This is a genomic window from Azospirillum sp. (assembly GCF_035628975.1).
GTDB lineage: Bacteria > Pseudomonadota > Alphaproteobacteria > Azospirillales > Azospirillaceae > Azospirillum.
The window spans coordinates 101927-109945 of sequence record NZ_DASPIS010000022.1 but is presented as its reverse complement, the minus strand read 5'-3'; the positions used below and the strand labels follow the sequence as shown (position 1 = coordinate 109945).

At 69.4% G+C, this 8019-nt stretch carries 6 protein-coding genes; 2 read left to right on the top strand and 4 right to left on the bottom strand.

Annotated features, from left to right (window positions below; genetic code table 11):
• Nucleotides 1-354 precede the first annotated feature (354 nt).
• Entirely contained in the window at nt 355-531 is a 177-nt protein-coding gene (locus tag VD964_RS04810; RefSeq protein WP_324866109.1) for a hypothetical protein, read from the top strand.
• 70 nt (nt 532-601) lie between these two features.
• Nucleotides 602-2005, top strand: a complete 1404-nt coding sequence (locus VD964_RS04805; RefSeq protein ID WP_324866107.1) for a DNA polymerase III subunit epsilon — start codon at nt 602-604, stop codon at nt 2003-2005.
• Here VD964_RS04805 and egtB read toward each other — a convergent pair.
• The 4 genes from egtB to rnr form a co-directional block, all read right to left on the bottom strand.
• Nucleotides 2002-3363, bottom strand: coding sequence for an ergothioneine biosynthesis protein EgtB (gene egtB, locus VD964_RS04800; RefSeq protein WP_324866105.1), 1362 nt, complete (start codon nt 3361-3363; stop codon nt 2002-2004). The genes VD964_RS04805 and egtB overlap by 4 nt on opposite strands.
• A 220-nt stretch (nt 3364-3583) precedes the next feature.
• Nucleotides 3584-3751 carry a 50S ribosomal protein L33 gene (gene rpmG, locus VD964_RS04795; protein WP_012974790.1) on the bottom strand — a complete coding sequence of 56 codons (168 nt, stop codon included), beginning with the start codon at nt 3749-3751 and terminating at the stop codon, nt 3584-3586.
• 160 nt (nt 3752-3911) lie between these two features.
• Nucleotides 3912-5492, bottom strand: a complete 1581-nt coding sequence (locus VD964_RS04790; protein WP_324866095.1) for a S41 family peptidase — start codon at nt 5490-5492, stop codon at nt 3912-3914.
• Between the two features lie 346 nt (nt 5493-5838).
• Entirely contained in the window at nt 5839-7995 is a 2157-nt protein-coding gene (rnr, locus tag VD964_RS04785) for a ribonuclease R (protein ID WP_324866093.1), read from the bottom strand.
• Nucleotides 7996-8019: the final 24 nt, after the last annotated feature.

Here is an 8019-nt window from a genome sequence, read left to right as displayed (position 1 = left end):
ATGCGGAAAGGAGTGTTGTCGCTGGATGACCTACTCTTAGCATCATCCGGCAAGCAGGCAAACCAGGAAATGCAACAGAGCGATAGCAAAAGATCGGTTGGAAGTTGCTATGTATTTTACGCAAAGGCGGTAATCCGAGTTTGCGCGGGCAGCGACAAAGGGTAACTCGACCGGAGTGAAGCGGAAAGCGTAGCCTCGACTTTGAAAAACTTCTGCGAATCGCGATTCGCTGGTGTCAAAAGCAGGACAAGCCGTTTGGTTCCCGCGCTGTTAAGCATTCGTTGGGCTTTTCCCCCGGTAGGCTGGCGCCGCCCGTCAATTCGTCATTTCCTCCTGTGCCGGAGCCAGTCAGCGATGCCGCCGATCCGTCCGTTCTTCCGCAACCAAGCGAATCGATCCTTCCTTGACCACGCGTTGGCCGTGGCGGTGGTGGCGCTGCTGATGATTGGCCTGTCGGGAGACGTCAGGGTGGCGCTGGCCGGCCTGGTGGAGCAGGTGGACGGCGCGCGGGCCGCCCTGCTGGCGCGCTGAACACGCACGTCGCTTCTCCGTTTCCTCTTGGCCCGCTAGAGTCCGGGCACAACGAGGGGGAGGCGGCCCGATGAAGGGCGGCGTTTGGCGCGTGGCGATGCTGGGGCTTGCGGTGGCGGCAGCCACGCTGGTCTTTCTGGGCGTGGAAATCACGCAGCTGGCGGCGGAGGACCGGACCGCCTTCACGCGCGGGCTGACGATCTGCGGGATCGGCCTGCTGGCGGTTTGGTTCGTCTTCTCCCGCCTGTCCCGCCATTTCGGCGATCTGGAACGTCTGGCGGACCGCCTGTCCGGCGGGCGCAGCCGCATCGACCTGGAGCCCTGGGCGGGCGGACGCGGCGGCGAGGTCGGGCGCCTGGCGGAGGCCGCCGCGGGGTTGGTCCGGGGCGGCGGTCAGCCGGCAGGCGATGGACCGCTGGCGGATGGTCCGTTGGGGCGCGGGCCTCTCGGGCTTGGACCACTGGGCGGCGGTCGCATGGACCGGGCGGTTCGCGCGGCGCTGGTCCTCACCGACGATCCGTTGCTGATCATCGACGAACTGGGGCGGGTGGAGCGGCTCAACCCCGCCGCCGCCCGGCTGTTGGAGGTGGAGGAGGGTGCCGACATCGGCAAGGCCCTGCTGCGCGACGATCTGGCCCGCGCCATCGAACGGGCGCGCGGCGGCGGGGCGCCCGCCTCCGCGGTGCTGCGCCGGACGGAAGAGGGTGAACTGTCCGCAAGGCTCGTCGATCTCGGCCTGAATTCCGGAGTGATGCTGTCCTTTCCCGCCCGCGGCATGGCCAACGGCGCCGGGTTGACCGGCAAGCGGGCGCTCACTCTTCGAACGGCCCAGCCTGCCGCCCCGCTGGGTGACGACGAGCCGCTGGCCGCACTGCCGTTCGTCGCGCTGTGGGTGGCGACGGCGGGGGTGGAGCCGGACAGCGGTCCGGTCATCGCGGTCGGCACGGTTCGGCTGGCGGGATCGCGCATCTTCCCGACCGTGTCGCTCGCCCTTCTGATCGACCCCATCGATCCGGTGCCGGAGGAGGCGACCGCCCGTCACGGCATCGGCACCGCAATGGTGGCGGGCGAACGCCCCTTCGCCGCCGTCTGGCCGGCGATCCAGGATGCGCTGCACAACTGCATCGCCGTCGGCATCGGCATCGACCAGGCGCTCGCCGCCCTGGCGCGGTCCGCCACGCTGGCGGGCATCGCCGATCCCGCCCTGCCGCAGGGCTTGGACCTCGGCGTACTGGCGGCGTCGCTGGACCCGGCGCTGGCCGGCGCGTCCCCCGACCGGTTCGCCGCCGCCTTCGGCGTGGTCCATCACCCACGCAACGGCCCCCAGGGGGAGGCGCTGGCCGTGGCCGAACTGGCCGCCGCGCTGTTCACCCGCTTGACCGAACGCGGCATCCTGACCCAGGGGCAGGCGCGGGCGCTGGTGGCCGGGGGCGTGGCGGCAGGCGCGGCGGGGACGTCCGGCCAAATCTCCTAAACCGCGTCCTCCGCCAGCCGGAAACCGCTCACCGACAAACGGGTCTCCGGCCGCAGGTAATGCCGCGTCCAGGGTCCGGCATGGTCGAAGGGGGTCAGGCAACTGCCGCCGCGCAGGACCATGCGGTTGCTGGCGAGTCGGCCATTGACCGCCTCGTCCGGGCCGTCCGGCCGGCGGTAGCCCGGATATGTGGCGAAGGCATCGGCCGTCCATTCCCACACGTCGCCGCACATCTGCCAGGGGCCGGTGCCGTGACAGGTGCCGCAGCGCGGATGGCGATGGCCGGTTCCCAGCAGATTGCCCATGCTGTCGCAGCCGGCGGCGACCGCCTCCCATTCGGCTTCACGTGGAAGGCGCTTCCCGGCCCAGCGGGCATAGGCGTCGGCCTCGTACCAGCTGACATGGCAGACCGGCTCGTCCGGGTCGAGCGGCTGCATGCCGTAGAGGGTGAAGACCCGCCAGCCGGAAACGCTTTTCAGGTCCCCGCTCTGCTCGCTGCTGCCGCGCTCCCAATAGAGCGGGGTGCTCCAGCCCTCCGCCCGCGCGGTCTCCCAACCGTCGGACAGCCAGAGCGAGCGGTCGCTGTAGCCGCCGGCTTCGATGAAGGCCAGGAACTCGCCGCAGGTGACCGGGCGGGCGGCCAAGCGATAGGGGTCCAGCCAGACGCGGTGGCGTGGCCCCTCATGGTCGAATCCGGGCAAGGGGGCGGGGCGGCCGATCTCGACCAGCCCACCGGCCTGTTCCACCCAGCCGTCGGGCGGTGCCCCAAGATGCGGATGGTCCGGCGCCGGTTCATAGGCTGGGCGCAACGGGTTGGACCACAGGGCATGCTTGATGTGCAGGAGCATGCGCTCCTGGTGGCGGCGTTCGTGGGCGATGGCCATCACCAGTGCCGGTTCGACCGTGTCCCACAGGCCGTCGTCGATCTGCTCGATCAGATGCAGCACCGCGGCGTTGATCTGGTCGCGATGGCGCATGATCTCCGCGGTGCTGGGACGGGACAGCACGCGGGGCGGAGCGGCGAATCGCTCGCCGCGCGCCGCGAACAGGTCGAGGAAGGCGGGGTCGTAGGGGCGGTAGCCTGGGCTGAAGGGAATCAGCACCGCCACCTCGAAAAGCCAGCTGGTGTGGGCGAGGTGCCATTTCGCCGGGGCGCCGTCGGGGACGGTCTGGACCATCAGGTCTTCCGGCGACAAGGTGGCGACCAGTTCAGCCGTGCGGGCGCGCGCCTTCTGGAAGCGGGTCGCGAGAGCCTGCCGCCGGCCGGCGTCCGGCACGGTCGCGCCGGAGTCGGCAAGCGGGCCGGTGGGCGGGTTGGCGGACGGGCCGGTGGACGGGATGAGATGCGTGTCGGGCATGGTCGGTCCCTCCGGAGTCGGTTACCGTCCGAACAGTGTCCGCCCGAAGTGCCCCATTTGGAATGCACGCATCCGTGGTGTGGCGGTCACCGCAAATAGCGGCAGCGACCGGATGCCGCACCAGCCCTGGTGTGGAAAATGCAAAGCTCTGACAAAAACGAAAAGGCCGCCATAAAGGCGGCCTTGTTCATTCGAAGCACAGCTCAGTGTCGGACAAGACTTACTTGATCTTGGCTTCCTTGAACTCAACGTGCTTGCGCGCCACCGGGTCGTACTTGCGGAACGACAGCTTCTCGGTGGTCTTCTTCGGGTTCTTCTTCTTCACGTAGAAGAAACCGGTGTCAGCCGTGCTCACCAGCTTGATGAGGACGGTGTTCTGCTTGGCCATGATCTCGATCCCGACAAAAAATCCGTGCCCCGCCGGCCCGGCGGGGGCGGCGTCGTAGCGGCGGAAAATACCGTCTGACGCCGCAATGTCAAGCCTTATGGGCGGTGAAATCGATGCCCGACCTCGATTGCCACAGGGCCCGTCGTTCCCGTGTCCGGACTCAGCGCTCCGCCACCGTGTTGACCACGGCGCTGGCGACCGCGCGTTGGTACAGCGCCGGCTCGGACAGCAGCCGCATGGCGACCTTCAGGTCCAGGTCGGGCTCATGCTCCTTCCAGGGGCAGGCTTCGCGCAGGGCGCTCAGCGCATGCTCGTCGTCGGCCGCCTTGGACCGCCAGCTCGCGATCTGCGCCGGGCGCAGCCGCCCCTCGCGCAGATCGGACAGCAGGGTGTCCGGATCGGTCTGGCCGGCCCGGCTGGTGCAGACGGTGGGCTGCACGCCCTGGCGGTGCAGGGTGTAGCCGGCCGGCGTGTAGATGCGGCTCCAGGTCAGGAACAGCTCGCCGTCGTTGGGCAGCCGGGTGACGGTCTGGACACTGCCCTTGCCGTAGCTGGACGCGCCCACCACCACCGCACGGCCCGAGTCCTGCAGCGCCGACGCCACCACCTCCGCCGAGGAGGCGGAGCGGCCGTCGACCAGAACCACCAGCGGCAGCCCGTCCAACAGGTCGTCAGGGTTGGCGTCGAAGCGCTGGCGGCTTTCCGGGTTGCGCCCTTCGGTGGAGATGATCCGGCCGCGGCGCATGAACAGGTCCGCCACCGCGACCGCCTGGTCCAGCAGCCCGCCCGGATTGCCGCGCAGGTCCAGCACCATCCCGTTAAGGGTCGGGCCGGCGGTCTGGCGGATGGCGTTGACCGCAGTCCGCAGGCTGGAGGCGGTGGTGGCGTTGAAGCGGTCGAGCTTGACGATGCCGACGTCGCCGGACAGCGAATAGGTGATGGTGTTGGGCACCACCCGCTCCCGCCGCAGCGGCAGGCGGCGCGGCGCGGCGTTGTCGCGCGCGACGGTCAGCGTGACCAGGGTGCCGGTCGGGCCGCGCAGCCGGTCGCGCATCTCGGCCGCGGTCATCCGTGTCGTCAGCTCGCCGTCGATCGCCAGAAGCTGTTCGCCGTCGATGATGCCGGCGCGTTCGGCCGGGCTGTGCGGCATGATGTCGTGCAAGGTCACGCGGCCATTGGCGTTGCTGTCCAGCGAGATGCCGACGCCGCCATAGCCTTCGCGCTGCGCCCGCTCGTTGGTCGCGCGCTGGACGCCGGTGTAGCGGGAATACCCGTCGAGATCGGCGGTGATGCCGTCGAACACCACCTGGTACAGCCGTTCCGGCGTCGCCTTGGACAGGACGGGGGAATGGCTGCGCGCGCGGTCGATGACGCGGGTGGTCAGCGCCGCCCAGCCGCCGGCGTCGGCGTCCGGCGCAGCTCCGTACTCCGCGGCCAGAGTGCCCGACACGTATAGGCGTACGGTGCTGCCGGCGCGCTCCACCGTCACGGCGGGATCGAGGGCGCTCAGGCCCTTCAGACCGTCCATGCCCAGGCGGTTGAAGGACACGGCGTCCAGATACACCTCGGCGATCTTGCCGAAGCCGACGGCGAAGACCTGCTCGCTGACGGGCGGCGGGACACTGGCTGGAAGGGACTGGGTGGGGGCTGCGACCGCGGTGGAGGCGAGGAACGCCGCAGTCGAAAGCTGGAGGGCGGAATGGCGGATGGAGCGGCACAGGCGGCGCGCCAAGCTCGACATCGCGGGGATCCGAAACGGCGACACGCGTGACGGTACGGTGTGATCGCACGCGCTGTGATCGCAATTGGCCATGGGGCGAACCGCGGCCTCCCTTTCCTGCAGCCGGACCGGACGAGGATGGTGCCGGTCCCGGATGGGGGATAGATACACCTTCGTTCAGGAGGGTGTGCGGGACAAAATTGCGGAGCGATTCGCAATGTTGCGGATTGTCCCGGCCTGTGTCGCCTAGGTCACGCTTGTATGGTGCCGCAGGGGCGAACCCTTGGCTTTGCCACGAGTCCGCCATCGGTTCGTCACACGGCGCAAGCGTTGCCGTTAAGCAACGGTATCGGCTGGAGACTTGGAGTCAGTCCGAGTCGGACAGTCGGAAAAGCATGCTGCCGCTGACCGGATCGGCCTCCATCAGGACCACTTTGACCGGGCTGCTGAGGCGGTATGTACGGCCCGTACGCTGCCCGACCAGGGCGTGCGCCGCCTCGTCATGATCGTACCTGTCGTCGGGCAGGGTGCTGGCCGGGATCAGCCCGTCGGCGCCGCTCTCGTCCAGCCGCACGAACAGCCCGAAGCGGCTGACGCCGGCGATGCGGCCGCTGAATCGCTCCCCCACCCGGTCGGCCAGGAAGGCTGCGGTGTAGCGGTCGACCGCGTCGCGTTCGGCGGCGGCGGCACGGCGTTCGGTTCCGGACAGGTGCTCCCCGATTTCCGCCAGCCGGCCCAGCGTCTCGTCGTCCAGCCCGCCGACGCCCAGCCCCAGGGTGCGGATCAGCGCCCGGTGGACGATCAGGTCGGCATAGCGGCGGATCGGCGAGGTGAAATGGGCGTAGCGGTGCAGGGCCAGCCCGAAATGGCCGATGTTGTCCGGGCTGTAGGCGGCCTGGGCCTGGGCGCGCAGGATCACCTCGCTGACCAGCGGCGCATGCGACGTGCCTTCCACCTTGCGCAGGATGCGGGTGAAGTGGCTGGGCGTGAGATCGGCGCTCTTGCCCAGCGGATGGCCGATGTCGGCGAGGAAACCGCGCAGCGCCTCCATCTTGTCCATCGAGGGACGGTCGTGGATGCGGTAGAGGCCGGGCATGGTGCGCCGTTCCAGCACCTCCGCCGCTGCGACGTTGGCGGCGATCATGAACTCTTCGATCAGCCGGTGGCTGTCGTGGCGTTCGCGAACCGCGATTTCGGCGACCCGGCCGCGCTCGTCGATCAGCACGCGGCGTTCGGGCAGATCCAGCTCCAGTGTCCCGCGCTTGGTGCGTGCGGCGGCCAGCCGGGCGTATGCGCCGAACAGCGGGGCGATCACGCTTTCGGCCAGCGGCGCCGTCACCTCGTCCGGCCGGCCGTCGTGGCAATCCTGCACCTGTTCATAGGTCAGCCGCGCCGCCGACCGCATGAGTGCGCGGACCAGCCGATGCCGGATCAGCACACCGTTGCGGTCGATCCACAGGTGGAAGGCGAGGCAGGCGCGGTCCTCTTCCGGACGGAGCGAGCACAGTCCGTTCGACAGCGCCTCCGGCAGCATCGGCACGACGCGGTCGGGGAAGTACACGGAGTTGCCGCGCTCGTACGCCGCCCGGTCGAGCGCCGATCCGGGGCGCACGTAATAGGATACGTCGGCGATGGCGACGATCAGGTGCCAGCCTTCCAGGTTCTCTGGGTCGCTGTCGGGCTCCGCCCAGACGGCATCGTCGAAATCGCGGGCATCGGCGCCGTCGATGGTCACCAGCGGGATGTCGCGCAAATCCTCCCGCTGCATCAGCGCCGGCACCGCCGCCAGTTCCGCCTCGCGCAGGGCTGCGTGCGGGAAGACGGTGGGGATGCCGTGGGCGTGGATGGCGATCAGGCTGAAGGCGCGCGGCTCGTCGGTGGAGCCCAGCCGTTCCACCACGCGGGCCTGCGGCTGGCCGGCACGTCCGGCCGGCAGGACGTCGGCAAAGACGAGGTCGCCCGCTTCGGCGTCGCCGCGGTTGGACGGCAGAACCAGGAATTCGGTCTTGTGGCGGCGGTCGGTCGGGAGGATGCGCCCGCCATCGGCGCTCGGCCGGTAGACGCCGAGGATGCGGCCCTCCCGCTCGCCATCTATGCGGCGGATGACGCGAGCCTCATAGAGGCGGTCGTTGATGCGGGCGAGCTTCGCCAGCAGCGTGTCGCCGACCGCCAGCGGCTTGTCCTCGCCCCGCGATTTCCTTTCCGGCAGCAGGAAGATACGCGGCGGGTTGCCCTCGCCGGTCCAGGTCAAGGGGCGGGCCGACAACTCGCCGTCCGCATCGACGCCGGTGATCAGCAGCACGGCGACGGCGGGCAGGGATTGCGGCGGGGCCATGCGCTTGTTGCGCCCGCGCTCCACAGCTCCGTCCGCTTCCAGTTCGCGCAGCAGGTCCTTCAGCATTTCGCGGTCGGCCGATCCGGACAGCTTGAAGGCGCGGGCGATCTCGCGCTTGCCGACGGGGGTGGTGCTGGACCGGATGAAGGCGAGAATGGCGTCCTTGCCGGGGAAATGGCTGTCGGTCACTGGGCGGGGAGTCCGTCGGTTCTT